Source organism: Psychromicrobium lacuslunae (assembly GCF_000950575.1).
In the GTDB taxonomy this organism is placed as follows: Bacteria; Actinomycetota; Actinomycetes; order Actinomycetales; family Micrococcaceae; genus Renibacterium; species Renibacterium lacuslunae.
This window is the reverse complement of record NZ_CP011005.1, coordinates 3,436,319-3,462,337: the sequence shown is the minus strand read 5'-3', so window position 1 is coordinate 3,462,337 and position 26,019 is coordinate 3,436,319. Positions and strand designations below refer to the sequence as shown.

The following is a 26,019-nucleotide window of genomic DNA, read 5'->3' as shown; positions in this document are numbered from 1 at the left end:
CGAGTCTTGCGCTGACCGGGGGTTTTAGTAGCCATCCCGCGCAAAAAACGGAGATAAATCAGAACCTGTGAAACTAGAAGTTTTGTTACAGCCAGCCCATTGGGTCAACAGTTTTGTCGTTAATCATCACTTCGAAATGCAGGTGGCAACCGGTTGAGGCACCGGTCGTCCCACTGAGCGCGACCTTGTCACCGCGCTCCACTTTCTGCCCCACCTTGACCAACAATGAGCTGTTGTGGTTATAGCTAGTGGACAGGCCATTGCCATGATCGACAACCACCCGGTTGCCGCCTCCGCCTGAATGCCAGCCGGCGAAGGTCACAGTGCCGCCAGCAGCAGCATAAACATCTGTGCCGCAAGCAATCGCAAAGTCTTGACCGGTATGCAACTCGCCCATCGCGCCGGTCAGCGGGTTCACTCGATATCCGAACGGAGAACTTGGTACTAGCTTCGTCAAGGGCGCGGAAAGACTACCCTTAGCGGCTGCGGGAGCCACTTTCGCAGCTGAGACGCTCAAGGCCTGGTGCAGCTTGCCGTCGGGGTCCATGCTGCTAGTCGAATTCGGCCGACTGAAGCTCAGTTCGACGCCGGGGTCGGCGCTGACTGGCCCGGAACCGCTCTGCGCCATCGGCGTGGTCGAAGATGCCGGAGCGATACTGGCGCCAGCGCTAGGAATCAGCACGGCGAGCGCTAAGGAGGCCGCTGCCAGCCCAATGCCGGTGCGTTGCAGAACTTTTGGGGAGGTCAGTGAAGTCAGCGAAGTCAGCGAACTCCGTTGGGTAGCCACTGCGGCGGCACGACGACGACCCCGCTCGGCAGGCGCTGCCGGCAGGGCGGCGAAAAGCTCCGGACGTGCAACCTCGACTCGTTGCCGAGCGCGCCGCGCAGCGTCGCGGGGCCGCAAAGGCAGGGGCACGGGAGTAGCCATCGAAATATCCGTCGAGGCGTCGGGCAGCGCACTGCGCTGACGAACAGCATCATTGAGTGGTTGCACAGCGCTACGCCGACCGTGACGTGGGAGTCCTGATTCGCTCAAGGAGACTTTCTTCCTCTCTCAACACTTGCGAGGTTAGCTGTCGGATTCGGATTAGAGAGCAATCCGGTCCCTGGGCGCGATGGCAGAGCCATCTTGACCAAGAACTTCACCCCAAGACTGTCCAGATGGACAGCCGGTTTTGGTTCCCCCGTCCTTGCCTGTATTGCTAAAGGTCCGCAGCCAGAGGCAAGGCTCAGTGCTGGCTGGGACGCCGCCAAGATCACGACGACAAGATGCAACTATACGTCATCTCGACGCTTTATAACAGTTCGTTATATAGCTAATCGATGGCGACAAAGACATGAACCGCGACTTCCGGCGGCAGCTCCAAGGCCCCTTCAACACCCGGTACCCGCACCGAAATGTACTCGCCCACCTGCTCAAGGGAGATCTCTACCCCCGGCTTTAAGCCAGCCTCCTCGAATTGGCCGAGCAGTTCAGGATCCACCTGAATACGCTCTGATAGCCTGCCGATGACCACCTTGGACTCCGGCTGGTATTGCTCCATCGCTGAAACCATGTTGACTACGCCCTCGGTGAATTCCCGAGCCTTGTGTCCACCAAAGGATTCCAGGCCAGGAATCGGGTTACCGTACGGCGAATCCTCTGGCTTACCTAGCAGCTCGAAGAGGCGCTCCTCAACCTGCTCACTCATCACGTGCTCCCAGCGACAAGCTTCCTCATGCACATAGGCCCAGTCGAGCTTGATCACATCGGAAAGCAGCCGCTCCGCCAGTCGGTGCTTACGCATCACGCTGGTTGCCCGCTCCCGGCCCAACTGGGTTAGCTCAAGGTGCCGATCCCCGGAAACCACTACCAGGCCGTCGCGCTCCATCCTGGCAATTGTCTGCGAGACCGTCGGGCCAGAGTGATGTAACCGCTCGGCAATTCGCGCCCGCAACGGCACAATCAGTTCTTCTTCAAGCTCCAGAATGGCCTTGAGATACATCTCAGTAGTATCAACCAGATCAGCAGTCACCTGAATATCGCCCCTCGCGTCACGTCATACACTCAAAAACCTGTCTCTAACTTAGCCTGCCTGACTAGTCCCTGAAAATCCTCGCCGACCAGTAGATGGCAGAATAAAGACAGCCATCTATCCAACGCCGAGCTGGCTCCGTTTATTCGGGGCCCATCAGGCCTGCAGTTTTTGGAGACCAGTCGTGACAGAATCCTCAGCATTCCCGCGCATTCCCGCCGATCTATTGCCCGAAGATGGTCGTTTCGGTGCCGGTCCGTCAAAGACTCGGCCTGCTCAGCTGGCTGCCCTGGTTGCCGCAGACCGTACCATTTTAGGCACCTCGCACCGACAGTCGCCGGTGAAGAATCTGGTCGGCAGCATCCGTTCCGGGCTCGCTGATTTCTTCCAGGCCCCGGACGGCTACGAAGTGGTCTTGGGCGTTGGCGGTTCGACCGCTTTCTGGGACGTGGCAAGCTTCGGCCTGGTAGAGCGTAAGGCTCAACACCTCAGCTTTGGCGAGTTCGGCTCGAAATTCGCCGCCGCTACCAACAAGGCACCGTTTTTGGACGCTTCCTCGATCATCAACTCCGAACCGGGAAGCTGCCCGCAGCCGGTCGCTGAACCAGGGGTTGATGTCTACGCCTGGCCACACAACGAAACCTCCACCGGGGTAGCCGCCAAAGTAGCCCGAGTAGCCGGCGATGAGGGCGCACTCACCCTCATTGACGCCACCTCAGCGGCTGGCGGTTTAGCTGTGGATATTGCCGAAACCGACGTTTATTACTTTGCCCCGCAGAAGAATTTCGCCTCCGACGGCGGGCTCTGGCTTGGCTTGTTCTCCCCCGCCGCGCTGGAGCGAGCGGCTCGAATCGAGCAAAGCGAACGTTGGATTCCGGACTTTTTGAATCTACAAACGGCCATTGATAATTCACGGCTCAACCAGACCTATAACACCCCTTCGTTGAGCACCCTGGTAACGCTTAACGAGCAGGTTCGCTGGCTCAATGAGCAGGGCGGCTTGGAGTTCGCGAGCGCTCGAACCGCGGACTCCGCGTCCCGCATCTATGCTTGGGCGGAAGCCTCGGCTCTGGCAACCCCCTTTGTGAGCAATCCGGCTGACCGTTCGAATGTGATCGCGACCATTGATTTCGACGACTCGGTGGATGCGGCTGCCATCGCTGCGACATTGCGTGCGAACGGCATTGTCGATGTCGAGCCTTATCGGAAACTGGGGCGTAACCAGCTGCGTATCGCTACCTTCGTCTCGATCGAACCGTCCGACGTCACGGCGCTCACCCGGTGCATCGATTTCGTGATTGAGAACAGCTAAGTCGCTCCTCGCTAACGCTGTCGCATCCCCCCACTCCCAACGAGTGGCGAGATCTGGGGCTTAATATCCGGTTTTAAGCCCCAGATCTCGACAGTCGGCTCTCGACACTCGGCGAGAAGCACACGAGGCGAGGGCACCCCCCTGAGAGTCTTAGGACTCGGTGGGCGTCTCGGTTTCCTTGACCTTTTTCTTAGCCGTGCCGCGGGTCGCCCGCTTAGGCTTCTCGCTCGCGGCTGCCTCGGTCTCAGCTTCGACAGCTGAGCTGGCACGGCTAGCGCGACGACGCTTCGGTGGCAACTGAGCAGTTACTTCACCCTCAGCAACTAGCTTCTGTTCAGTTTCCAGCGACTCCTCCTGCACCGTGACAGTTGAGGCTGGGACAGTTGAGGTTGTGTCCGCTGAGGCTGGGTCGCTCGGCTGGTCTGCGTCGACCAAGCCAGCATCGGCGTCGGCTCCAGCGTCTGTTTCGGAAGCTTCGTTGTGAGGAGCCGATTCCTCCACTAATTCCTCGGCCAATTCTGCGGCGTCCTCCGGGCGCACCCGCTCTGACCATGGCAACCACTCGGGTGCCAAAACCGAGTCATCAGTAGGCAGCAGACCGACCTCGCTGACCGTGACCAGCTTCGCCCGCGGAGCACGCGCCAACACAGCGAACCACTGCCAACCCTGGTAACCGGGTTTAGTGCACTCGAAAAGATGAGTGGCTACCCGCTCACCTTCGCTACGCACCGCTAGGTGAGCCCCCAGCTGCTCGGGCTTAGCAATAGAAAGGATCTGTTGCCTCGCCACCTCGACGGCAGCCGCCAGCACGGTGTCGGGCTTACCGATCCGCCAAACTGGCACACCATGACGCCGGGCCGGTTTGCTAGCCGCTGCCTTGGCTTGCTCAGGCATCGAGGTCATTGGCCACGGCACGCAAAACCGCGGCAACCTTCGAACCGCTGGCCTTGTCTGGATATTTGCCCTTTTGCAGGCCGTTCGCGGTATGTTCAAGCAGCTTGATGAGATCCTCGACGATCACTGCCATATCCCCGGCCGACTTCCGCGCGGCCTTAGCGACCGATGGCGGAGCGTCCAAGATCCGGACGCTCAACGCCTGCGCGCCCTTTTTGCCATCGGCGACGCCGAACTCCATCCGGGTACCAACCTTGACTTCGCTCACCCCGGCGGGCAGCGCGTTGGCATGCAGAAACACCTCTTGACCGTCATCGGACGCCAAGAAACCAAAACCTTTGTCGTTATCGAACCACTTCACCTTGCCGGTGGGCACGTTGTTACCTCTTCATACTCAATAGTTTGTCTTTATAGATTAGCTGCTTTGTACGCTGTTAGCGTTAAGCCATGATGCAGAGCCGCCCCAACTCAGCCGAACCCTGGTGGCGGCTGGTCAATTTCCTAGCCCTGCTACTCGCCGTACTGGGAATCGGCACCCTGGCGTACTTGGTGTTGGTCAGATTGAGTGGTGGGCAGACTTGGTCCGGCCTGAATTGGCTGCCGATGACCAGCCTGCCGCTGGCCTTTATCCTGCTAGCGATTTCCATCCTGCACGCGGTACGACGCCGCCGCCAGCTATAGCTCCGAACGCTTCGGGTAACTTTAGAGGGATGTCCTCTATTCGAGCCCTGAGCGAAGAACTCGCCGGTCGCAGTGACGCTGCGCTGCGAGAGCTCTTCCTCGCCCGGCCAGATTTGGTGCAGCCCTCGGTGCCGGATTTCGCTGCTCTCGCGGCGCGCGGCTGTGCCAGAATCAGCGTGCAACGGGCTCTCGACGGACTAACCAAACCACAATTGCAGGCTCTCGAGGCTTTACTGGTGGCGGCTGACCAGCTTTCGGGAGGTTCAATTGACAGCCAGCAGCTCAGCGGGCTGATTGAGGGCAGCAGCAAAAGTGGAGTGCAGAAGATTCTGCGTGAGCTAAATAATCTGGCACTAATCTACCGGCTGGGAGCTGGCTTCCTGCCGGTGAGTAGCCTCTACCAGGTGATCGGCGCGCATCCAGCTGGCCTCGGCCGCAGCTACCAGGAGCTCGCCCGAGTGGCAACCGACTGGTTCGAGCGAGCCGCCCGGCGCTTAGCTCCTGCTGAGCTGGAACCGCCCACACGGAAAACACCGGCTGAGATCTTAGCCGCACGTTTCGACCAGCCGCACTGGTGGCCCGAGTTGCTGAGCCGGGCCCCCGAACACACCACTGCCGTGCTGGCGAAGTTCGACCAAGGGCCACTCGGGATTATGCCGAAGAACCCAGGCGGCAGCTCAGCCAATGCGGCTCTGGAGTTTCTCTTAGCCGAAGGCATCCTGGTTGCCTTAGACGCTGAGCATGTCGAGCTGCCCAGGGAAGCGGGCATTGCTCAGCGCGGCGGGCATATTCTGACCGGCTTCTCGCTCCGAGCTGAGTCTGCGCCGCAACGAGCGGTAAGCGCGAGTCGACGAGACAATGCCGCGCTCGGCGCCATCGCCGAGTTGTTAAGGGAGGTTACCGCTCTCCAGGAAGCCATCTCAGCTCAACCGCTAGCCACCCTGCGCAGCGGCGGAATCGGCATCCGTGCGCTGCGACCGCTGGGACAATCGCTCAATATCGAGCTCTCCCGAGTCTCACTGCTAGTAGAGCTAGCGGCTGCGGCTGGACTCATTTTCCTGGACGCCGACACCTCAACCTGGCTAGTAGCAGCCGACCGCTGGCCAGCTCAGCGCGCTCAGCAATGGCTGCTACTGAGCGCCGCCTGGTGGCGCCTGGACCGCGCCCCCGGTTTAATCGGTCAGCCGATGCCCGGCGGCCAAGGAACCATCAACACCCTGGCTGCCGAAGCGCGCAGAGCCGATGCCCCGCGGCTGCGCTCCTTACTGCTACATACCCTGCAGACCTTGACTGAGACCGCCGATCAGCAACCGAGCACGGTCGACGCCGCGCTGCTCTTCGCCCAGGCCCGCTGGCAACGGCCGCGGCTGTGGCGCCGAACGGGCAAACTTGCCGCTGGCATGATGGCCGAGGCCGAGCTACTAGGCTTGCTCGGCGATGGAGCGCTCACCGATTTCGGCAGATTGTTCATTGACGATCAGCCAGCCGCTGCAATGCAAGCCCTCGAGGCAGAACTCCCGGCGGCGGTGACAAATATTTTGTTGCAGGCCGATCTCACCGGCATCGCCCCTGGCTACCTGGATCCTGCGCTGAGCACTGAGCTCTCGCTGATCGCCGAACGGGAAGGGCACGGACCCGCCACCACCTACCGATTCTCGGCGGCCAGTTTGCGTCGCGCTTTCGACGCTGGGCGCAGCCCGCAAGCCGTCATTGATTTCCTTTCCGCGCACAGCAGCACAGCAATTCCGCAGCCCCTGGAATATCTGATCAATGACACCGCACAAAGGCACGGCACACTGCAGATCGATGCGGCCGCCAGCATGCTACGAAGTTCGGATGATCTACTGATCGCCACCCTGCTCCATGAGCCAAGCCTCGCCAATCTGCGGTTTAGCCAGTTAGCGCCGGGGATCGTGAGTAGCAGCGCCAGCCCCCTTGAATTAGCCAACGCCTTAAAGAGTCTCGGGCACTCGCCCGCTCTTGGGGAGCTCGCGGCAGGGAACCCCACGACTCGACGACGCAGCCCCACGCCGATGATCGAACTCGACGGCCGAGAGCGAGCCGCTGAAACCGAAACCGATTTCGACGCCCAGCTAGCAGTACTGCGTAGTAAGCCTTCAGGAGTTCCCAACAATTCCGCGGTAGGTTCTCAGCTGAGCATCGAAACACTGCGCGAGGCTATTCGAACCCACCGCTCCGTCGAACTCACAGTTGTCGACGGCACCGGGAATCCCGAGCGGCTAGAACTTGTTCCACTGTCGGTCAACAATGGCCGGGTGCGAGTCTTCGACGCTCGTCACGATAGCGAGCGAGTGATCTCAATCCATCGAATTGTCGATGTGGATCTGATCCCGAAACCCACCAGTAGGGAGAGAACATGACAGACGGTCCGCTGATCGTGCAAAGCGATAAGACGGTGCTGCTGGAGGTCGATCATCCTGACGCCACCGAGGCCAGACACGCCATTGCCGCCTTTGCTGAACTGGAACGGGCACCTGAGCATGTGCACACTTACCGGCTCACCCCGCTCGGTCTGTGGAACGCTCGGGCCGCGGGATTGGATGCCGAACAGGTCCTAGACACCCTGCTGAAGTTCTCCCGGTTCCCGGTACCTCATTCCTTGCTGCTGGATATTGAAGAGACCATGAGCCGATATGGCCGACTGCGCTTAGAGAAGGACCCGGTGCACGGCCTGGTGCTGAGAACTGATGATTTTCCGGTGTTGGAGGAAGTCATCCGAGCCAAGAAGATCGGCGATCTGCTGGGCCCTCGGATCGATCCAATGACCGTAGTGGTGCACTCCTCCCAGCGTGGCGCGCTCAAGCAGTTATTGCTGAAAATCGGCTGGCCAGCCGAGGACCTGGCCGGTTACGTCGACGGCACCCCGCACCTGATTGCGCTAAACGAATCCACCGAGCCGGGTGGCTGGTCGTTACGACCGTACCAGCGACTCGCCACCGAGAATTTCTGGGCGGGTGGCTCAGGCGTCGTGGTGCTACCTTGCGGCGCAGGTAAAACCTTGGTCGGTGCAGCGGCGATGGCGACCAGCAGCACCACCACCCTGATCCTGGTGACCAATACGCTCTCCGCTCGGCAATGGCGGGATGAGCTACTCAAACGGACCTCGCTCACCGAAGGCGAAATCGGAGAGTACTCCGGACAGGTCAAAGAGGTCCGCCCGGTCACTATTGCCACCTATCAGGTGCTGACCACGAAACGTGGCGGCTTGTACCCGCACCTCGAGTTGCTGGACGCCAACGACTGGGGCTTGATTGTCTATGACGAAGTGCACCTGCTGCCGGCCCCGATCTTTAGAATGACAGCCGACTTGCAGGCTCGACGCCGGCTTGGCCTGACCGCCACCCTGGTGCGAGAGGACGGCAGGGAAGGTGAAGTCTTCTCCTTGATCGGGCCTAAACGCTACGACGCACCGTGGAAAGATATCGAGGCACAGGGCTATATTGCCCCGGCGGACTGCGTCGAAGTCCGAGTGGATCTGCCCAAGGACGAACGACTCGCCTACGCGATGGCAGACGATGCAGATAAGTACCGGCTCTGCTCAACCAGCGAGACGAAAACCGACGTGGTTGAGCAATTGGTCAAACTCCATCGAGATGACCAGTTGCTGGTGATCGGTCAGTACATCGACCAGCTCGATGAGATCGGCGAGCGCATTGACGCCCCGGTGATCAAGGGGAGCACCCCGGTGAAGGAAAGACAACGACTCTTCGATGCCTTCCGGCAAGGCGAAGTTCACACCTTAGTGGTGTCCAAGGTCGCCAACTTCTCCATTGACCTGCCCGAGGCTTCGGTAGCTATTCAGGTCTCCGGATCTTTCGGTTCCCGGCAGGAAGAAGCCCAGCGATTGGGCCGCCTGCTGCGCCCCAAAGCCGATGGACGCTCGGCCAGGTTCTATACCTTGGTCGCCAGGGACACCATGGATCAAGAGTTCGCCGCCCGACGGCAACGCTTCTTGGCCGAGCAGGGTTATGCCTATCGCATTATGGACGCTAAAGACGTCGGCGAGGCATAGATACAGCCTTCACAACGAAAACCAACATGCCACATTCAGGAAACTCCCAGCGAATTCAGGCATTATAGGGAGGTGAATAAGAATGAACCTGAGGCACAATTGCTGGTGGTCGACGATGAGCCGAATATTCGTGAGCTGCTCTCGACCTCGCTCCGCTTCGCTGGCTTTAGCGTGGTCGCCGCTGGCAATGGCAAGGAAGCCCTTGCCGCCGCTGAGGAACACAATCCTGATCTAGCGGTGCTTGACGTGATGCTGCCGGATATGGACGGCTTCACCGTGACTCGAAGATTACGCGCCTCCGGGAAGCATTTCCCGGTTCTGTTCTTGACGGCTCGCGACGATACCGATGACAAGGTCACCGGGCTCACGGTAGGCGGCGACGACTATGTCACCAAACCCTTTAGCCTCGATGAAGTGGTCGCTAGGATCCGCGCAGTGCTGCGACGCACTCGCCCCCGCGATGACGATGATGCCATCATTCAGGTCGAGGATTTGGAGCTGGATGATGACGCCCATGAGGTTCGCCGCGGCAATAACACCATTGAACTCTCCCCCACCGAATTCAAGCTGCTGCGCTACCTGATGCTGAACCCTAACCGGGTGCTCTCCAAGACACAGATCTTGGATCATGTCTGGGAGTACGACTTCAACGGCGACGCTTCGATCGTGGAATCGTATATTTCTTATTTGCGCCGCAAGGTCGATGCGGATTCCGAGCTACCCGCGCTGATTCAGACTAAGCGCGGCGTGGGCTATGTGCTGCGCACCTCCGAAAAACGGTAGTCTTGCCACGATTCTGGCGGCGTCCCTCGCTGCGCACTCAACTCGTCACCCTGATCAGCGCTCTTTTGGCATTAGCGCTGATCACTATGGGGTTGATTCTTTATTCGGTGGTGCAGAAGGCCTTCTTGGATCAGATGGACGCCAAGCTCAAGGTCTATACCAATATCGCCAACACCGGCTTCACCAGGATCACCGATCGGGATACTTACTACCAGATCGTGAGCGCCCAAGGTCAGATTGTCAACCAATCGGAACCCGGAGCACCGACTCCGAGTTACAAGATCTACACCATGGAGGAAGCGGCCGCGATCAATGCGAAACCCTTTGAGGGCAAGGGGCGCTACGATGACACGAAATGGCGAATGATGATTATCTCGCCACTAGAAATCCGCGGTGACTCTGGCTCAAATCTGGGTCGTGGGTACGTACTAATAGCCATTACCTACGACAACTATGATGAGTCCTTGAACCGGGTGGCCATGGTGATTCTGCTGGTCGGCTTGATCGTTGTGGTGATTGGCACCAGCGTTGCCTATTTGACTGTTACGCGTTCCTTCAAGCCCCTGGTGAGAGTGGAGAAGACCGCCGCCACCATTGCCGCTGGCGATCTTTCGCAGCGCGTTCAGATTCAAAACCCCGCCACCGAAATCGGCAAGCTCTCCGAATCGCTCAACACCATGTTGGCGCATATCGAAGTCGCCTTTGACGCGCGCACCGAATCCGAGCGCCGAATGCGCCGCTTCATCGCTGATGCTTCTCACGAATTGCGCACGCCGCTGGTGACCATCCGTGGTTTTTCGGAGCTCTACCGACACGGCGCACTCTCCAGTAAGGACGATGTCGGCACCGCAATGGGCCGAATCGAAAGCGAAGCCAAACGAATGGGCGCTCTGGTAGAGGATCTGCTGATGCTGGCCCGGCTCGATGAACAACGCGACCGCGAGGTCAAGCCCATCGATCTACTCATCCTCGGTAATGATGCAGCGGTAGATGCCAGGGCGAGTGCCCCGGACCGTAAAGTCACTGTGGTCGGGCTTGACCAAGCCCCGGCAATCAATGCACCGACGGTGGGCGATGAAGCCAAAATCCGCCAGGTGGTGGCCAATCTCATCACCAATGCCTTACGTTACTCGCCGCCTGGCAGTCCGCTTGAAGTCGCCGTCGGGGTGAGCGAGATCGATGGCCAGAAGTACTCAATTTTGGAGATCAGGGATCACGGCCCCGGCATTGCTGAGGCCGAAAAACAGCAAATATTTGAACGCTTCTACCGGGCCGAGAGTTCACGAAATCGTGACACCGGTGGTTCGGGGCTTGGCCTAGCCATCGTTTCAGCGATCATTTCAAACCATCAGGGCAAAGTACTGGTGAAGGAAACCGCTGGTGGCGGCGCCACCTTGAGCGTCCGGCTACCGTACCAGAGCGAAACCGACTGACTCAGTCCAGTTCCGGCGTGGTCTGCCGCAATTGCAGACGCCACTGACCGGTGCTGCGACGCCACAGCGAGGTCTGAATCGCGGTGCCGCTTGACGTTTTGACCCGGTAGAACAGGGTGGCGAGCTCGGCGTCGACGCTCGCGCTCAAAGGGGTGAGCGCGAGCATGGACGCTGCATTAGGGCTGCCATGATCGGCCAGCACAGCGTCACGACTAATAATGCGCCCGGTCGCGGTGATCTCCTCAAAATCTTCGGCGAGCAGCACGGCGGCCTCGCTGGGGTCGACACTAAAAAGGCTTTGATCGCACTCTTGGAGAGCGCGCACCGGATCGCTCTCGGGCAGCTCCTGAGCTGTCTCATCGCCTAATTCCTCAACCAAGCTGGAGAACAAATCGGGTTCCGAATATTCCTGGCGTGGCGCTGCTTGCAGGGTGTCTTTCATGGCCCGCGAGCGCTCAGCTGAATCCGAGGTCTGCACCGACCGGACCGCCGCCTCGGTTTGCACGGTAGCTTCGATCTGCCCTGGAAATCCTGGACCAGCCTCGGGCTCGGTGTTCTTTTGATAGGCTGTCGCGGCGGCCCGGGCGCGCAGGTCGGCCGCTTCATTGAGGTGATGCCCGGCATGGCCTTTGACCCACTCAAATTCATAATCGCGTCCGATTAGCTGTTGGTCGATCTGACGGAGCAGCTCGACATTGAGCACGGCGTTGCCGTCGGCCTTACGCCAGCCCTTGCGCTTCCAACCGGGCATCCACTTGGTCACGCAGTTGATCACGTACTGACTATCGCAGAGGATGCGTAGCTTCTCGGTCGGCAGGTGAGCGGTAGCTCGGAAGAGATCCAGCACGGCCATTAGCTCACCCTGGTTATTGGTGCCGTGCGGCCATCCGCCGGCCCGCCAACGCTCATCGTCGATATACCAGGCCCAGCCAGCTGGCCCGGGGTTGCCAAGGGCCGAACCATCGGCTGCCGCAATAATCGTCATACAGATATCCTGCCAGACCTCTCCCCGCGCCTCGAACCACCCTCCGCCTTCAGCCGAGTGTGCAGTTCTACACCTTATGACGGCGTTTTAAGATGTAGAGCCGCACACTCGATTGCCTTGGCTCAAAAAAAATTCAGTTTAGACCTCACGTTTTGACCGGGTCAAACGTCTACCTAGTAAGAACTTCAGAAAGGTTGAGAGAATGAACGCCATGTACACCGCGATGGACTCGCCGCTGGGTCAGCTGACTCTACTCGGCTCGCCCGAGGCCTTGACCGGGATCTACTTCGAGGGCCATCGGTCGATGCCCGGGAAAGAGCAGTGGGGCACGGAAGAACCGAAGCAACCAATTTTCACCCAGGCAATACGTCAGCTGGAAGACTACTTCAGCGGGCGACGCACCGACTTTGAGCTGCCGATAGCGACGCACGGTTCGGAACTTCAAGAAAAGGTCTGGCAATTGCTCCGTGAGCTGCCCTACGGCAGCACAACAAGCTACGGAGAGCTCGCTGAGCAACTCGGTGATCGGCACCTCGCTCAGGCAGTGGGGGCTGCGGTGGGTGCCAACCCGCTGAGCATTGTGATCCCCTGCCATCGGGTGGTCGGCAAGGACGGCAAGATGACAGGTTATGCCGGCGGCATTGACCGCAAGCTCTACTTGCTGGAACTAGAAGAACCCGAAAGTAGCAAAGCTGGGAAACTCTTCTAGCCGATGCCCGAGAAACTGCCCTTCGAACAACTCGTGCAGCGGCACGGCGCCACTGTACTCCGGGTTTGCCGAGCCATAGTAGGGGCCAACGAGGCTGAAGATGCCTGGTCGGAAACCTTCCTTTCGGCACTGAGGGCTTACCCCGGGTTGCCCGCCGAGGCAAACATCGAGGCCTGGTTGGTCACCATTGCGCATCGCAAGGCCATTGATCTGACTCGCCGTCAGGCCCGCCAGCCCGTCGCCAGCTCAGCAATTGCTGAGCACCCCTCGGCGCTGGGCATCCCTGGGTCCGGAGAACCAGAACTGCTCGCCGCCGTGGCCCAGTTGCCAGCCAAACAACGTAGCGCGGTCGCCTATCACTTCCTGGCCGAGCTCCCCTATCAAGAAGTAGCTCGAATTCTTGGCTGCTCTACCGAGGCTGCGCGCCGGGCTGCCTCCGATGGCGTTAAGAAGCTACGCGAAATCATCAATCCGAAAGCAACGGACCATGACTGAACCTATTCTGCAGCCCCTCATTCACTCCGAGAGCGCCACTCTTGATCGTCTGCGCGCCAGGCTTGCCGCCGCTGCCGATCAGGAAGACGAACTCGATATCGCCTATCGAACCATCGACAGCCCGCTCGGCTCGCTGCTGTTGGCGGCTACTCCCCGCGGCTTGCTCAGAGTGGCCTACCAACGGGAAAACCACGAACAGGTGCTACAGTCCTTAGCCGAACAAGTCAGTCCGAAAATCCTGCAGACCTCGAGGCGACTTGAACTAGCCACCCGGGAGCTGGAGCAGTATTTCGAGGGCCGTCGGCGAACCTTCGATGTGCCATTGGATTTTCAGTTAGTCAGGGGCTTTCAGCGGCAGGTGCTAGCCCATCTACCGCAGATCGGCTATGGCCAGACCGAGAGCTACGCCCAAGTGGCGGTTGCCGCCGGCAGTCCTCGAGCCGTTCGCGCCGTGGGCACCGCTTGCGCTCGGAATCCGTTGCCGCTGATCGTACCGTGCCATCGGGTAGTTCGAGCAGATGGTTCCTTTGGCGGTTATATTGGCGGCGAGGACGCCAAACGAGCTTTGCTGAATCTTGAGACTAACCTCGGGAACTGACTATTGGCGTTTTACCGAATCCTCTGTATCGTTCTAGTATAACGTTTTTCTAGAACGATACAGAGGAAGTTCTTCAGCAATGGCAAATCTGAAAACTCTAGCTGAGAGGGTCGGGGTCAGCGTCTCCACGGTCTCCAACGCCTACAACAAGCCAGAGCAGCTTTCCGCCGAACTACGGACCAAGATTCTGAAAACAGCCGAAGAGATTGGCTACTCCGGCCCAGACGCTGCTGCCCGAGCGTTGCGCAGCGGCAGAGCAGACACAGTTGGAGTACTGCTTACCGAACGTCTCTCCTATGCCTTCTCCGATCCTTACGCGGTGCTGATGCTCTCCGGCCTCACTGCTGCCTGCGAAAAGAAGGGCACCGGTGTGCTGCTGATGCCGGTAATCGGCGAGCAGGGCGGCTCACTGCCGCTCAATAACGCAGCGATCGACGCCGCAACTGCCTTCTGCTTGCGGCCGGAACACGAAGCACTCAAACGGATCAGGGCGCGAGGAATCCGCTTTGTCGGCGAAGATATCTCTGACGATCCGGAGAGTAGCTGGGTGGCCATCGATGAACGCGCGGCTGGCCGTAGCCTTGGCCGTCATCTCTACAAGCTCGGGCACCGCAATATTGTCATTGTGAGCAGCGCCTGCATCGCTAACGGCGAGCCAGCAGCACGGCTTGCCGATGCCTCGGATCTACTTAACCTCGATGATTGGGGCCGCTACAACGGCATCCTCGACGAGATGCCCGGAGCAAGGGTTGAGGTGGTGGACAGTAGTCCGAACAGCATCGAGTCCGGGGAAAAAGCTGCCGAGCTCATTCTGGACCGACAGCAAAGACCAACCGCTATCGTCTGCCTTTCCGATGTCCATGCTCTCGGCGTGCTCCGCGCCTTAAAGGTCCGCGGCATTGTGCCCGGAAAAGATCTCTCAGTCACCGGTTTTGACGATATTCCAGCCGCCGAGGCGGCCGGACTCACCACCGTCCGCCAGTCCGCCTACGAGAAGGGCAGGTTAATCGGGGAACTAATGCTAGATCCAGAATCTCAACCCCGACAGATCATCCTGCCCACTGAGTTCATTATCCGCTCATCGACCGGGCCTGCTCCGCTAGCCCCTTAGCCAAAAGCGAAAGAATAGAGCTTCGCCATGTTTCTTCCCTACACCGCCCTGGACGCCGCCCGAGAGCTGGCCCAGTCAGCACTTCCGGATGCACCCGTCATTGAGGACTCTGCCCCGAAACCCGGACGAGTGCGACTAGGCTGCGCCCGCGCCCTGCATCGTCTGGCCCGCTATCTAGAGGGTGCTCAGCGAACGCAACAGTCGTACCCTCGTCAGCATCCTCGAGGCGGCCTGCCCGAGCACCAGCCCTCGCTCTAACTGTCCACTCCCAACTCCGCGTTACTTTACGGCAAAGACAAGAGGGCCCCGCATCCGTGGATGCGGGGCCCTCCCAGTAACTCTCCAGAGCGAGTGGAAAGCGTATTGACGACTTAGAAGCCGCCCATTCCGCCCATGCCACCCATATCGTCGCCACCGGCAGGAGCAGCAGACTTCTTCTCCGGCTTGTCAGCAACCACAGCTTCGGTGGTCAGGAACAAACCGGCAATGGAGGCAGCGTTCTGCAGAGCAGAACGGGTCACCTTGACCGGGTCGTTCACGCCAGCAGCCAGCAGGTCTTCGTAAGCACCAGTCGCCGCGTTCAGGCCGTGCCCGACGGGCAAACCGCGAACCTTATCGACCACGACGCCGGCTTCCAGGCCAGCGTTAATGGCGATCTGCTTGAGCGGAGCGTCAATAGCGACCTTGACGATGTTCGCACCGGTTGCCTCGTCACCCTCAAGAGCAAGATTCTCGAAAGCCTTGACGCCAGCCTGGATCAGAGCCACGCCACCGCCGGGGACGATGCCCTCTTCAACAGCAGCCTTGGCGTTACGCACGGCATCTTCGATGCGGTGCTTGCGCTCCTTGAGCTCAACCTCGGTCGCCGCGCCAGCCTTGATGACTGCAACGCCGCCGGCCAGCTTGGCCAGGCGTTCCTGCAGCTTCTCACGGTCGTAATCGGAGTCGGAGTTATCGATCTCAGCACGGATCTGAGCGACCCGGCCAGCGATCTGCTCAGCGTCGCCGGCACCTTCAACGATGGTGGTCTCGTCCTTGGTGACAACGACCTTGCGAGCTTGACCCAGCAGGTCAAGGGTCGCGTTCTCCAGGCTGAGGCCAACCTCTTCCGAGATAACCTGGCCGCCGGTCAAGATGGCGATATCGGCCAGCTGAGCCTTACGGCGGTCGCCGAAGCCCGGGGCCTTGACGGCAACGGACTTGAATAGACCACGGATCTTGTTAACGATCAGAGTGGCGAGCGCCTCGGCCTCGACGTCCTCGGCGATGATCAGCAGCGGCTTGCCGGACTGCATGACCTTCTCCAGGATGGCAACCATATCCTTGACGTTGGAGATCTTGGAGTTGACCACCAGGATGTAAGGATCTTCCAGCACGGTCTCCTGACGCTCGGCGTCGGTGACGAAGTACTGCGAGATGTAGCCCTTGTCGAAGCGCATGCCTTCGGTGAGCTCGAGTTCCAGCCCGAAGGTGTTGGACTCCTCGACTGTGATAACGCCTTCCTTGCCAACCTTGTCCAGAGCCTCGGCGATCAACTCGCCGATCTGGGTGTCAGCGGCCGAGATCGAGGCGGTAGCAGCGATCTCTTCCTTGGTCTCAACTTCCTTAGCGGAAGCGAGCAGCTGCTCGGTGACGGCGGCCACGGCCTTCTCGATGCCACGCTTCAGGCTCAGCGGATCAGCGCCGGCTGCGACGTTGCGCAGACCTTCGCGAACCAGGGCCTGAGCCAGCACGGTAGCCGTGGTGGTGCCGTCGCCAGCGACCTCATCGGTCTTCTTGGCAACTTCCTTGACCAGCTCTGCGCCGATCTTCTCGTAAGGATCCTCCAGCTCGATCTCCTTGGCGATGGAAACACCATCGTTGGTGATCGTGGGAGCGCCCCACTTCTTTTCCAACACGACGTTGCGGCCGCGCGGGCCGAGGGTTACCTTGACGGCGTCGGCGAGGGTGTTCAGACCCCGCTCGAGACCGCGGCGCGCCTCTTCGTCGAATGCAATGATTTTGGCCATGGAGGCTTCAGTCCTTTCGGGACAATCATGTGAGTTCTAGTAACCGGCAGGGTGCCCGCGACGGACGGCAGGCGTTCGATGCATTCGGTACACCTTGCGCTTTGCCTCACCAAACCGGTCAACTCCCCTGTCGGTGCAGAAATTAGCAGTCGGCCCGGGAGAGTGCTAATTCAATAATTAGCACTCGGGGGTGGAGAGTGCAAGCGGAATAGTCACGATGTGCCGGAGTTTCGCTCAGGGATGACCCGTAGATACCCCTTGTTTTGTTTCGAGGAGCTAGTTTTCGGTGAATATCTTCGTTACGGTCAGAACAGACTACATAACACCCCAGGCATTTAACCTAGGCATTTAACAGTGCTTTAGCTAAGGAGCGACGATGAGCGAGAACCCTAACCAGCCCGAGAAACCCTCGGCGGATCAGACCCCGAGCTTCGAGCAGGCAGCAGCTGGCGGCGAACCCACCTTTTCATCCCCGAGCGATACTCCGCCCGCCGTCAACTACCCAGACCAGAACTACCCAGACCAGGCCAGTAGCCAACAAGCCGGCTACCAGCAGCAGAACTACCAGCAGGGCTACCCCGGCGGAGTGGTGCCGAAGTCGAAGATTGCCGCTGGTTTGCTCGGCATTTTCCTGGGCTCGCTCGGTATCCATAACTTCTATTTAGGCTTCACCGGCAAAGCGGTGGCCCAGTTGCTGATCAGCCTGCTTTCGCTCGGCATCCTGGCCCCGTTGGTAGCCATCTGGGGATTGATCGAGGGCATTCTTATTCTGGTTGGCTCCAGTGGCTTCCAGGCGGACGCTAAGGGCGTCCCACTGCGAGACTAACCCCGGTAATACCCGGGGCCGGTCGCTCAACTGAATTCGGCGGCGTGATCGAGCGCCCAAGCCCGAAAGGTTCGCGCCGCCCGCCCGGTCAGCTGGCTAAGGTCGTCGGTCAGTAAGGTTGAATCCGGGCGGTTGGTCGCAGCCTCGATCAGCGCTTCGACCAGTTGCTGTGGACGACCGTCGGCTAGCAATTGCGCTCGGGCCGATTCGGCGTCTAAGAGCTGGAACCGCAGCTTTCGGTCGAGCACAGAACCGAGCTGCGCTAGCTGATCTGCTCTACTGAGTATTTCCGGACCGGTCAGCAGGTAGGGAGTGTTCGGCTGCGAGCTGTCCCCATCTGATAAGAGGATGGCGACAGCGGCAGCCGCTACATCACGTTCGTCGACCACGGCGGTGGCGGCCGCGCGCGGTCCGGCTACCAGATCGCTGATTCGCAGCTGAGAACGCCAGCCTCGGGCGTTCGAAGCCAGGGTATCGCTGCGCAGCACCACGGCCTTGAGCCGGAATCTTGACAGCAGTGCCTCTAGGTCCGCATGCACCTGCGCAATCGGGTCGCTCTGGCGTGGCAGCGCGTCATCGATGGCCGTCGAGGAGAGGTAGACGACTCGGGCTGTCGTGAGCGCGATTTCTTCAAGAGCCCTGGCCGCCGCCGTGGAGTCCAGCAGCGGCCAGATCAGGAAGATTCGGTCAACTCCGTTCAGCGCGGCACGAAGCTGAGCGGGCTCGGTCAGACTGCCAATCACCAGCTCAGCTCCGGGCGGCAACGCAATCGGTCGACGTACCAAGCATCTGATTCTCACATCCTGGTCCGCCAACCGGCTGAGGACTTCGCTACCAAGGTTTCCACTCGCCCCGAGCACCAGCACCAAGGGGCGCTGCGAGGCATTCGGCAGAAGGTTCCGATTAGACATAATGGAGACCTTAGAGGTTCAGGTCAACATTAAGGCAAGGCATCGTGGCAAAAACAGTTGGCGAGGCGGCTGCCAGCCTAGGCGTCGAGGCGCATGTACTAAGGCATTGGGAGGAAGTTGGCGCCTTGCGGGTGCCCCGCAACAGCAATAACTATCGGCTTTACGATGAGGAGGCCTTGGATAGTGCACGCACCGTCTTGAAGCTCCGCAGCGTCGGCCTCTCATTACCGGAGGTCGTTGCCGCGATGTCCGCCGAGAAATCAACTGCTCAAGCTTTGGTGAAAGCCAAGATCACCAAGCTGCAGGCTGAAATATTGACTCGACAACAGGCCATTACCTACTTACAGCACACCGTCGAATGCCGACATCGCTATTTAGATGACTGCCCGGACTGTCTGGGCTTCGTTCGCGAAAAGTGATGAATCACCCGAGGAGATGCTATTTGCTTGCTTTTTCTGCTCCGTTGAGCACCGGCAAGTTGCTCGCACTGTAGCGATAAAGCAGATAATTGGCCTCGCTAATATCGCCTTGTTCAGTGAAACCAATTGGGCCGGAAAGCCCGTCATAGTCAATCGTCTTGTGTTGGCTCAGCAAGGAAAAACAGTCGGCAAGCTGATGGCACTTCTGGCCGTCGCCAGCACCGCCGGAGACCTCAATGAGTTTTGCCGCCACCGAGGGCCCGGAGGAATCCTTGGCCCGAGCTGCAGCCAAGGCGGCGAGGACCACCGCGTCATAAGTCTCGGCGGCATAGTTGAGTGACTTAAGAGAACTGTTGATCTTCAGCAGCTCTTCCTGGAACCCGGCGGTCGGAAAAACTCCCGGAAGAATACCCTGGGCGTCCTTGAGCGTATCAACCGCCAGATTCGCGCCATATGAAGCGGTGGCACCATCGCCCAACACTAAACTCGCCCCAGAAACACCGGCGTTCCCGAGTTCAGCCAAAATTTCTTGACCGTGTTGCCGAGCAATTACCACACTCGCTGCGGCCCCGGATTCCTTGGCTTTCTGGGCCGCTGCAAGCGCATCATCGGCGACGATACTGACCACTTGCTTCGCATCGTGTGACTTGAGCGCACTCTCGGTCTGTTCGGCAATTTCCTTACTGCTGTCATCTGTTTCGTAAATCACAGCCACCACGCCACCTTTTGCCTCGTCCAGGGCAAGCTTCGCCAGCACCATAGACTGCATGGTTTCCGCCGGAGCCGTCCTGAAGTAATAGCCACCGCTACTTAGCTTGCTCAAGGCGCTGGCAGCATTGGCGGGCGAAATCAGCACGGTCTGGTTTTTCCCGAATTGCTCGGAAGCTGCGGTAGCTTGTGATGAATCCGTTGGACCGATCACCACAGCGGCCTTTTGTTCAATGAGTTTCTTGCTTTGCTCAGTGGTGGATCCGCCCGGACTACCGGCTACGAGTTCAACAGGCTTTCCATTCACCCCGCCGGCCAGATTGATCTGTTGCACGGCCAGTTGCGCTGCTGCCTGCTGAGCCGGGTTTAAAAAAGCCTGCTCACCGGTGCTGTCCAGCAATAATCCGATCTTCAGAGCATCGATGCCCGCAGGCTTGGGCGAGGCGAGTCTGGCATTGCCACTTTCCGCGCCACAACCGGCTAACGCCAGTGCGCCGACCAACGTGAACCCGATCATTCCGGCGAGAGAGAGTTTCACGTCAGCGCTCCGAACCCGATTGCAAATGCCCAAGTGGTTCTAAAGAAAGCATAGAAACACTGTAGCGAGATTATTGCGCCCCAGGGCCGAGCACCACGGCTAGCGGGATGCCGAGTTCCGGGGTGTCAACCAGGCGAGCGATGCCAAGCAATTTTGCGAGCGCTTCAGCATTGGTCTTCTGGTTGGCTCCGTTGTAGAAAATTACCGAGCTAGGTTGCGGAATGCCAGTCCAGTTCGCATTCACCGGAACCGTCCAGCCATCCACCCGGACTTGCTGCGCCACTCTGGCAGCCAACCCGCTGATCCCGGATCCGTTGTAGACGTATACCTGTTGTGTCTTATCCAGCGGCGGGGCACTCGGCGTTACTGGCGGCTTGGACGTCGTGGCCGGGACGCTAGAACTGGGCGGGGCGCTCGGTTTCGTGGTGCTGGCCGTCGCGGAAGGAGCGCTAGAGCTAGCCGCAGGACTGCTGCTAGCAGCCACTTGGTTTCCGCCGACTAGACGCGGAACCACTAAAAAGGCGAGCAGGCCGATCAGTAGCGCGGCGGCAGCAAAGGCGAGGATCGGCCAGAGCGGCCGACTTGGCTCAGCCATCACAGAGCGATGGACGCCTTGGCGTGAGGAAGATTCCGGGACGTTGTCGAATTCATCCCGTGGATAATTACTCATGGAAGGCGCTTTCGGTGGAAGTGCTAGAGCGTTCGCTCAACTAGTTGCCCAGGCGGCGAGCCGTCCTGGCGCGTTGCCGCGTTGTACGTAGTCTACGCAATCTCTTGACTAGCATTGGATCGAAAGCCAGTGCGTCCTCGGTATCAATCAGCGCATTCAAGATCTGGTAGTAGTGGGTTGAGGAGAGGTCAAAAAGGTCGCGAATAGCCTGCTCTTTGGCTCCTGCATACTTCCACCAGTGCCGTTCCAGGGCGAGGATCTGCTGGTCACGCTCACTCAGCGCGGTGTCACCGGAGTGAATTCCTGCGTTCAAATCCTCGATTGTGAGCGGTAGCGACACGGCCACGACACTCCCCTATCTGTTATCCACGATCTTCTGCTCGTTCCATGATAATGGCGAATCACATCGTTGTCATTTATCCGCCGCGGAGCGAGATGGTGAACAATGGTGAGGTGGAAGAACTCAGCAACCGCGAAGCCCTCAAGCAATTGAGCAATGACCCACTCGCCAGCATAAGCCCTGACTGGGCGGCTGCACTCAGCGGGGTCGAAGCGAATCTCAAAGCTATGGGCGATTTCTTGAACACCGAATTCATAGCCGCCCAGCAACGAGACGGCGGTCCAGGCTTCCTGCCCGCACCGAAGAACGTATTACGCGCCTTCCAACAACCCCTCGACCAGGTCAAAGTACTGCTCGTCGGTCAAGATCCCTACCCGACCTTCGGACATCCGATCGGCCTCTCTTTCGCGGTGGAACGACACACCAAACCACTGCCCCGCAGCCTGAGTAATATCTACCGCGAATTGCAAGATGACCTCGGCATCCCACCGGCCAACCACGGTGACCTGAGCAGCTGGTCGCAACAGGGAGTCTTACTCTTAAACCGGGTACTCAGCGTACGCCCCGGCACCCCGGCATCACACCGCGGAAAGGGCTGGGAAAAAATCACCGAGGCCGCCATTCGCGCCCTGCTAGCGCGAGATAAACCTCTGGTCGCGCTGCTCTGGGGGAACGATGCCCGGAACCTCACACCGTTACTGGGTTCGACCGCGATTATCAGCTCGGCCCACCCCAGCCCGCTTTCGGCTTCGCGGGGCTTCTTCGGCTCTCGGCCATTCAGTAAGATCAATCAGCTCCTAGAACGGCAGGGCGCTAGCGGCATTGATTGGACCGTACGCTAAGCACAGTGCCTAGATCCGGAGCACTGCTGAACTGAGATAGCTCGACCCCGTCCAAGGCGAAGCCAGCAGGTCTTCCTTCGGGCAGGCAGCCAGGTGCATAATTTTGACTACCCGACGAGGAAGTCAAGGAGCATGATGAGTCCTGATCCGTTCCGCCCCGTATTACCGGCCGATTTTCGCTGGTCCGCGGCCACCTCCGGCTTCCAAGTCGAGGGCTCTCGCACCGCCGACGGCAGAGGTCGCTCAATCTGGGACGACTTCCTAGAGGCCCCGGGCGCCATTAAGGATGGATCGACCGCCGATCCATCCTGCGACAGCTACCGAAGAACTGAGGATGACGTCGCTTTGCTCGCTGGTTTGGGGCTTGACCGCTATCGTTTCTCGATCCAGTGGGCGCGAATCCAGCCCGAGGGCAAAGGGCCAGCAAACACCATCGCTTTAGATCACTACTCACGTTTTGTCGATGCGCTACTGGCAGCCGGAGTGACTCCTTTCCCGACCCTTTTTCACTGGGAGATGCCCAGCGCCGTGGAAGCCTCCGGAGGCTGGCTGAGCCGAGATACTGCCGAACGTTTCGCGGAATACACGGCCCTGGTCGCCGAGCGGCTCGGCGACCGAGTGAAGCATTGGTACACCCTTAATGAACCGGCGATGACAACGTTGCAGGGCTACGCCGTCGGCACCTTAGCACCGGGCAAGCAGCTGCTCTTTGAGGCGCTGCCCAGCGTGCACCATCAACTGTTGGCGCATGCCAGGGCTGTTCAGGTACTGCGTGCGAGCGGCGGTGTTCAACTTGGTTTGCCGAATAATCACACTCGGGTGCTGCCGCTGCACGACACTACCGAGGATCAGCAGGCGGCGGGTATTTACGATCTGATCCACAACCGGATTTTCAGCGAACCGTTGCTCGCCGGCAACTACCCTGATCTTGAGTCGCTCGGCCTGCCAGCCATGCCGGTGCAGGACGGTGACCTGGCCGCGATCGCTGGATCGATCGATTTCTACGGCATTAACTTTTATAACCCGACAACAGTCACAGCGGCAGCGGCGGGCAGCCCGATTCCTTTCGATATCGTGCCGACCCCGGGAGCGCCGGTGACAGATTTCGGTCCAGAGTGGCCGATTATGCCGAGCGCCTTGCGTGATTTTCTGATCGAACTGCACGCTGCCCACCCGCAACTTCCACCGGTGATTATCGGCGAGAACGGTGCAGCTTTCGCCGAGCCAGCGCGAGCTGGCTACGTTCAGGACGATGACCGGATCGAATACCTCTCTGGGCATATCTCGGCCATCGCGGAGGCGATTTCGGCGGGCGTGCCGGTTCAGGAATACACGGTTTGGTCTCTGCTGGATAACTGGGAATGGGCTGAAGGCTACACCCAGCGGTTCGGCCTGGTACACGTCGACTTCGACACCGGAACCCGCACTCCAAAGGCTTCTTATCACTGGTATCGAGAGCTGATCGCTCGCTTGCGCGGTACCGGCTCGGCCTCTCGGTTCTGAAGATGGCAGGCACAGCTAAGGTCGGCGCCCGTTGGATGTCGCTTTTCACCCTGGCCTGGTTGGCGATCTGGACGGTCCAGCTCACCCCAGTTCAATTGTTATTACCACTGCAGCTCGATACCGCACAGCAGGACTGGATCAACGCAGTGGTGTCCTCCGGCATCGTGCTGGGTCTCGGCGGGCTCGCTGGGATCGTCGCTGGCCCGTTGAGCGGCGCGCTGTCAGACCGGGCCGCTGCCGGCCGACGGCGACGTCGCCCTTGGGCGCTCGGCGGGGTCTGGCTCACCGCTGGCTGTCTGGTTCTCACCGGCCTAGCTTCTCAGCCGTGGCACATCGGCGCTGCCTGGTTGGGCGTGTCAGTTGGCATCGCGGTCGCCTCAGCCGCTTTCACCGCCTTGATCGCCGATCAGCTCGCAGCCAGTCAGCGCGGCGCTGCCTCCGCGGCGGTGGGATCCAGTCAAGCCCTCGGCGTGGTGCTCGGTGTGGCCCTGGTCGTGCTGCTTGGCCTTGGCGTGTTCGTTGGTTACCTGTTGCTGGCCGGCATCATTGCCGCGATCGGAACGGCCACCGCACTGCTGCTACCTGATCCACCCACTCCGGCCGATCCACCCACTACACCCCTGAGCGCTGGAATAGCTTCAGTTGAAGTAGGGCAGCGCAGCCTCAGCTCGCTGCGGGATAGAAACTTCTGCTGGATGCTGCTAGGTCGTTTGGTTGCCAATATTGGTAATGCCCTAGGGACCGCACTGTTTTTGTTCTTCCTGCTGCATGGGCTCGGTCAACCGAGCGACCTTGCGCAAGACAACCTGCTGATCTTAATCCTCATTTACACCGTGTTCGTCGTCTTGGCCTCGGTGCTCACCGGCTTTTGGTCTGATCGCAACGGCAATCGCCGTACTCTCACCATCGCGGCAACGGCCATCCAAGCGCTCTCCGGAATCGCCCTGGTCGCGGTGCCCAGTTTCGAGATGACAATGCTGGCAGCGGCGCTGATGGGATTAGGTTATGGCGCATTCTCCACTGTTGGGCTGGCCTTTGCCGCCGATCTGCTGCCAAATGAAAAAGATCATGCCCGTGACCTTGGCCTGGTCAATGTCTCGGCAGCCCTGGGGCAGTTGATTGGGCCCCTGCTTGGCGCGGCCTTGGTGGCCTGGGCTGGGGGTTTTTGGCCGGTCTTCGCGGCGGCCGCAGCGCTGTCACTCGCCGGTGGCCTGCTCACGGCGCTGGCCCGTCCCGCATTGCTTCCTTCAGCCTCCAGCCGGTAGCCAAGGAACATTGCGCGGTCAGCGTGGGCTAGGCTGGTTAGGTAAACCTAAGAATGCTTCAGGAGTTTTCATGTCAGCTTCCCCCGCCAGCAAACCACGTCAGCAAATCACCCTTCAGGTGCAACGCAGCGAATGGCTCAGCCAACACATGGTGCGAGTAATCCTCGGCGGAGAAGGTTTCGACGCGTTCAATGACAATGGCTTCACCGACCGCTACGTGAAAATCCATTTCTTGCATCCCGATGTTGAATATCAGGAGCCCGTTGATGTCTTCGCACTCCGCGAGGTACTGCCCCGGGATCAATGGCCGGTGACCCGGACCTACACGGTGCGCTGGATCGACGACGCCGCTGGTGAACTCGCCATCGACTTCGTGGTGCACGGCGACGAGGGCTTGGCTGGCCCCTGGGCAGCGGCAGCTAAACCCGGAGACCGGTTGATCTTCTCCGGCCCCGGCGGGGCTTATCGGCCCAAGCCGGAGGCCGATTGGTATCTCTTTGCCGGTGACGAATCCGCCTTGCCAGCGATAGCCGCAGCGATCGAATCACTGCCCAGCGATGCAGTTGGCCAGGCCTTTATCGAGGTCGGCGGTGAATCGGATATCCAGCCGATCGACTCGCCCACCGGGCTCAGGGTTGACTGGCTCAGTCGCAATGGCGCGGCAGCTGGCACTAGCACGGTGCTTATCGACGCCGTGGCAGCCTCAAATTGGCCGGAGGGCGAGGTCGACGCTTTTGTGCATGGCGAGCGCGAGTACATGAAAGCGCTACGGGACGTATTGTTCAAGCAGCGTGGTCTGCGCAGAGATCAAGTCTCGCTCTCAGGTTATTGGGCCAATGGCCGCACGGAGGACCGCTTCCAAGCGGAAAAACGTGAGGATATCGGTAAGATCCTGTAACCAGCGCGCTCCCCCCTCAACAAAGCCGCCAGCGGTGACAT

27 protein-coding genes and 1 riboswitch are annotated in these 26,019 nt (G+C 59.7%); of the genes, 17 read left to right on the top strand and 10 right to left on the bottom strand.

The window, feature by feature from the left end:
* Positions 1-85 precede the first annotated feature (85 nt).
* Complete coding sequence (locus UM93_RS16345; protein ID WP_234399334.1) at positions 86-1,036, bottom strand: M23 family metallopeptidase; 951 nt, start codon at positions 1,034-1,036, stop codon at positions 86-88.
* Between the two features lie 8 nt (positions 1,037-1,044).
* Positions 1,045-1,228, bottom strand: a riboswitch (cyclic di-AMP (ydaO/yuaA leader).
* An 88-nt stretch (positions 1,229-1,316) separates the two neighbouring features.
* Entirely contained in the window at positions 1,317-1,985 is a 669-nt protein-coding gene (locus UM93_RS16340) for a metal-dependent transcriptional regulator (protein WP_045077670.1), read from the bottom strand.
* A 214-nt stretch (positions 1,986-2,199) separates the two neighbouring features.
* On the opposite strand from UM93_RS16340, the gene serC reads away from it, so the two are divergent.
* Positions 2,200-3,327, top strand: coding sequence for a phosphoserine transaminase (gene serC, locus UM93_RS16335; RefSeq protein ID WP_045076531.1), 1,128 nt, complete (start codon positions 2,200-2,202; stop codon positions 3,325-3,327).
* A 150-nt stretch (positions 3,328-3,477) separates the two neighbouring features.
* On the opposite strand, the gene UM93_RS18090 is transcribed toward serC, so the two are convergent.
* Positions 3,478-4,221, bottom strand: a complete 744-nt coding sequence (locus UM93_RS18090) for a DUF3027 domain-containing protein (protein WP_324606736.1) — start codon at positions 4,219-4,221, stop codon at positions 3,478-3,480.
* Positions 4,214-4,597: a cold-shock protein gene (locus UM93_RS16325; protein ID WP_045076530.1), complete on the bottom strand. Its 384-nt coding sequence runs from the start codon at positions 4,595-4,597 to the stop codon at positions 4,214-4,216. The genes UM93_RS18090 and UM93_RS16325 overlap by 8 nt, the downstream gene beginning before the upstream one ends.
* Before the next feature lie 71 nt (positions 4,598-4,668).
* Between UM93_RS16325 and UM93_RS16320 the strand changes: the two genes are divergently transcribed.
* The 5 genes from UM93_RS16320 (at position 4,669) to UM93_RS16300 (ending at position 11,151) form a co-directional block, all read left to right on the top strand.
* Positions 4,669-4,902 carry a hypothetical protein gene (locus UM93_RS16320; RefSeq protein ID WP_045076529.1) on the top strand — a complete coding sequence of 78 codons (234 nt, stop codon included), beginning with the start codon at positions 4,669-4,671 and terminating at the stop codon, positions 4,900-4,902.
* A 29-nt stretch (positions 4,903-4,931) separates the two neighbouring features.
* Positions 4,932-7,283, top strand: a complete 2,352-nt coding sequence (locus tag UM93_RS16315; RefSeq protein ID WP_045076528.1) for a helicase-associated domain-containing protein — start codon at positions 4,932-4,934, stop codon at positions 7,281-7,283.
* A complete protein-coding gene (locus tag UM93_RS16310; protein WP_045076527.1) occupies positions 7,280-8,935 on the top strand; it encodes a DNA repair helicase XPB in 1,656 nt (551 codons plus the stop codon). The genes UM93_RS16315 and UM93_RS16310 overlap by 4 nt, the downstream gene beginning before the upstream one ends.
* 72 nt (positions 8,936-9,007) lie before the next feature.
* Positions 9,008-9,718, top strand: coding sequence for a response regulator transcription factor (locus tag UM93_RS16305; protein ID WP_045076526.1), 711 nt, complete (start codon positions 9,008-9,010; stop codon positions 9,716-9,718).
* Positions 9,719-9,720: 2 nt separating this feature from the next.
* On the top strand, positions 9,721-11,151 hold the full coding sequence (locus UM93_RS16300) for a sensor histidine kinase (protein ID WP_045076525.1): 1,431 nt from the start codon (positions 9,721-9,723) through the stop codon (positions 11,149-11,151).
* Position 11,152: 1 nt separating this feature from the next.
* On the opposite strand, the gene UM93_RS16295 is transcribed toward UM93_RS16300, so the two are convergent.
* Entirely contained in the window at positions 11,153-12,136 is a 984-nt protein-coding gene (locus tag UM93_RS16295) for a ribonuclease HI family protein (protein ID WP_045076524.1), read from the bottom strand.
* A 202-nt stretch (positions 12,137-12,338) separates the two neighbouring features.
* Here UM93_RS16295 and UM93_RS16290 point away from each other — a divergent pair, with 202 nt between their 5' ends.
* The 5 genes from UM93_RS16290 (at position 12,339) to UM93_RS17780 (ending at position 15,307) form a co-directional block, all read left to right on the top strand.
* The gene (locus UM93_RS16290; protein WP_045076523.1) at positions 12,339-12,845 is read left to right on the top strand and encodes a methylated-DNA--[protein]-cysteine S-methyltransferase; all 507 of its coding nucleotides are present in this window, start codon (positions 12,339-12,341) and stop codon (positions 12,843-12,845) included.
* Positions 12,846-12,848: 3 nt separating this feature from the next.
* Positions 12,849-13,340 (top strand): RNA polymerase sigma factor, encoded by a 492-nt coding sequence (locus tag UM93_RS16285; protein ID WP_045076522.1) that lies wholly within the window; start codon positions 12,849-12,851, stop codon positions 13,338-13,340.
* Positions 13,333-13,938 carry a methylated-DNA--[protein]-cysteine S-methyltransferase gene (locus tag UM93_RS16280; RefSeq protein WP_045076521.1) on the top strand — a complete coding sequence of 202 codons (606 nt, stop codon included), beginning with the start codon at positions 13,333-13,335 and terminating at the stop codon, positions 13,936-13,938. The genes UM93_RS16285 and UM93_RS16280 overlap by 8 nt, the downstream gene beginning before the upstream one ends.
* Positions 13,939-14,017: 79 nt before the next feature.
* Positions 14,018-15,049: a LacI family DNA-binding transcriptional regulator gene (locus tag UM93_RS16275; RefSeq protein ID WP_045076520.1), complete on the top strand. Its 1,032-nt coding sequence runs from the start codon at positions 14,018-14,020 to the stop codon at positions 15,047-15,049.
* 27 nt (positions 15,050-15,076) lie between these two features.
* Complete coding sequence (locus UM93_RS17780; protein WP_157874186.1) at positions 15,077-15,307, top strand: hypothetical protein; 231 nt, start codon at positions 15,077-15,079, stop codon at positions 15,305-15,307.
* Positions 15,308-15,420: 113 nt separating this feature from the next.
* Here the strand turns inward: UM93_RS17780 and groL are convergent, their stop codons facing one another.
* A complete protein-coding gene (groL, locus tag UM93_RS16270; protein WP_045076519.1) occupies positions 15,421-17,058 on the bottom strand; it encodes a chaperonin GroEL in 1,638 nt (545 codons plus the stop codon).
* A gap of 376 nt (positions 17,059-17,434) precedes the next feature.
* Here groL and UM93_RS16265 point away from each other — a divergent pair, with 376 nt between their 5' ends.
* A complete protein-coding gene (locus tag UM93_RS16265) occupies positions 17,435-17,884 on the top strand; it encodes a TM2 domain-containing protein (RefSeq protein WP_045076518.1) in 450 nt (149 codons plus the stop codon).
* 26 nt (positions 17,885-17,910) lie between these two features.
* Here UM93_RS16265 and UM93_RS16260 read toward each other — a convergent pair whose 3' ends face one another.
* Positions 17,911-18,795: an NAD(P)H-binding protein gene (locus UM93_RS16260; RefSeq protein ID WP_045076517.1), complete on the bottom strand. Its 885-nt coding sequence runs from the start codon at positions 18,793-18,795 to the stop codon at positions 17,911-17,913.
* 44 nt (positions 18,796-18,839) lie between these two features.
* Here UM93_RS16260 and UM93_RS16255 point away from each other — a divergent pair, with 44 nt between their 5' ends.
* Entirely contained in the window at positions 18,840-19,214 is a 375-nt protein-coding gene (locus UM93_RS16255) for a MerR family transcriptional regulator (protein WP_045076516.1), read from the top strand.
* A 19-nt stretch (positions 19,215-19,233) separates the two neighbouring features.
* On the opposite strand, the gene UM93_RS16250 is transcribed toward UM93_RS16255, so the two are convergent.
* The 3 genes from UM93_RS16250 to UM93_RS16240 all read right to left on the bottom strand — a co-directional run bounded on the left by UM93_RS16250 (position 19,234) and on the right by UM93_RS16240 (position 21,470).
* Positions 19,234-20,460, bottom strand: a complete 1,227-nt coding sequence (locus tag UM93_RS16250) for an ABC transporter substrate-binding protein (RefSeq protein ID WP_052663859.1) — start codon at positions 20,458-20,460, stop codon at positions 19,234-19,236.
* A gap of 70 nt (positions 20,461-20,530) precedes the next feature.
* Positions 20,531-21,130 (bottom strand): LytR C-terminal domain-containing protein, encoded by a 600-nt coding sequence (locus UM93_RS16245; RefSeq protein ID WP_045076515.1) that lies wholly within the window; start codon positions 21,128-21,130, stop codon positions 20,531-20,533.
* A 40-nt stretch (positions 21,131-21,170) separates the two neighbouring features.
* Positions 21,171-21,470, bottom strand: a complete 300-nt coding sequence (locus UM93_RS16240) for a DUF3263 domain-containing protein (protein WP_324606752.1) — start codon at positions 21,468-21,470, stop codon at positions 21,171-21,173.
* Positions 21,471-21,565: 95 nt separating this feature from the next.
* On the opposite strand from UM93_RS16240, the gene UM93_RS16235 reads away from it, so the two are divergent.
* The 4 genes from UM93_RS16235 (at position 21,566) to UM93_RS16220 (ending at position 25,978) form a co-directional block, all read left to right on the top strand.
* Positions 21,566-22,312 carry a uracil-DNA glycosylase gene (locus UM93_RS16235; protein ID WP_045076514.1) on the top strand — a complete coding sequence of 249 codons (747 nt, stop codon included), beginning with the start codon at positions 21,566-21,568 and terminating at the stop codon, positions 22,310-22,312.
* Positions 22,313-22,444: 132 nt separating this feature from the next.
* Positions 22,445-23,815, top strand: a complete 1,371-nt coding sequence (locus tag UM93_RS16230; protein ID WP_234399333.1) for a GH1 family beta-glucosidase — start codon at positions 22,445-22,447, stop codon at positions 23,813-23,815.
* Positions 23,816-23,817: 2 nt separating this feature from the next.
* Positions 23,818-25,080: an MFS transporter gene (locus UM93_RS16225; RefSeq protein WP_045076513.1), complete on the top strand. Its 1,263-nt coding sequence runs from the start codon at positions 23,818-23,820 to the stop codon at positions 25,078-25,080.
* A gap of 70 nt (positions 25,081-25,150) precedes the next feature.
* Positions 25,151-25,978 (top strand): siderophore-interacting protein, encoded by an 828-nt coding sequence (locus UM93_RS16220; RefSeq protein WP_045076512.1) that lies wholly within the window; start codon positions 25,151-25,153, stop codon positions 25,976-25,978.
* The last annotated feature ends 41 nt before the right edge of the window (positions 25,979-26,019 follow it).